This is a genomic window from Polaromonas sp. P1_E3 (assembly GCF_056405935.1).
Map to the genome: position 1 here is coordinate 1 of NZ_JBFUBD010000664.1, position 1,041 is coordinate 1,041.

At 61.0% G+C, this 1,041-nt stretch carries 2 protein-coding genes; both read right to left on the reverse strand.

From position 1 onward, the window contains the following. Positions 1-737, reverse strand: a 737-nt coding sequence (gene soxA, locus AC1D0Z_RS22605; protein ID WP_477660379.1) for a sulfur oxidation c-type cytochrome SoxA, incomplete at its 3' end; no start/stop codon positions are given. Between the two features lie 56 nt (positions 738-793). Further along, the coding region (gene soxZ / locus AC1D0Z_RS22610) for a thiosulfate oxidation carrier complex protein SoxZ (protein WP_477660380.1) at positions 794-1,041 on the reverse strand (248 nt) is incomplete at its 5' end.

Here is a 1,041-nt window from a genome sequence, read left to right on the forward strand (position 1 = left end):
ATGGTGGCGTCGGAGGCGTAGCCCGGGAAAGGGAAACGCTGCTGGCGGTAGCAGTCGTTCAGGCGACGCTGCATGCTCCACAGATCCCCGCTGGAGACACGGTAGGCCGGCCAGGCGCCAAAACCGTTGCCAGCGCCGGGCTGTTTCGTCAGGTTGGGCAAATCCTGCAGCCGGACACGCTTGTTGTCCTCGCCATGGCACGATGCACAGGAAAAATCGTAAGGCCCGCCGCGCAGGTAAAACACTTTTTTGCCAACTTCGTACATCAGCTTTTCCTTGGCGTGCGACTGCGGCACGTTAAAGGTCATGTCGCGCGATTCAGCTGAGATATAGGCCACCAGCGATTCAATCGATTTCTGCTCGCCTGCGCCGAAAGGGGTTTTGGCGATCTCCGCGGCATTAAAACCCTGCAATTGCTCCATGCAGGTCAGCAGGCGGGACTCCATGTCCTGCACCTTCTGGGTATCGGCAAAAAACCGCGGCAGCTCGACGAAAGCACCCTTTACCACGCCCGGGCCCTTGCCCAGGTCGCACTTTTCAAGCGAGGCATTTTTGGGGCCACGCGCCTGTTTCCAGAGTGCCTCGCCGCGGGCTTCGTACAGCTCGGCCGGGTTACCGTCGGCCAGCATCGCGCGGTATTCGGCAATGCCTYCGGCCGTGGTTTTTTGCGCCGCTGCAGGCAATGGCAAAGTGGCCATCAAGGCCAGGGCCGCCAGCCCAAACAGACTCAACTTCATCGTGGACTCCTCAAATATCGTTGTGGGCTGCATGTGCCCGGCGGGAACGTCGGAACTCAGGCTACGACGGCCTCGTCGGTGCGCTTGTCGCCGTGATTGTCGACCCAGCTGACCGCGATCTTGTCGCCGGCCTTGCCGCCCTTGAAGCTGAACTGCACAAACGGGTTCTTGGACACAGCCGTGCCCCACTGCGCGCTCATCACGGTCTTGCCGTTCCAGGTGGCGCTGATGTTCTGGATAAACCACGCCGGCACGGTCTTGCCGGCCGCATCCTTGCGCTGGCCGCTTTCCATTTCATGGCTCA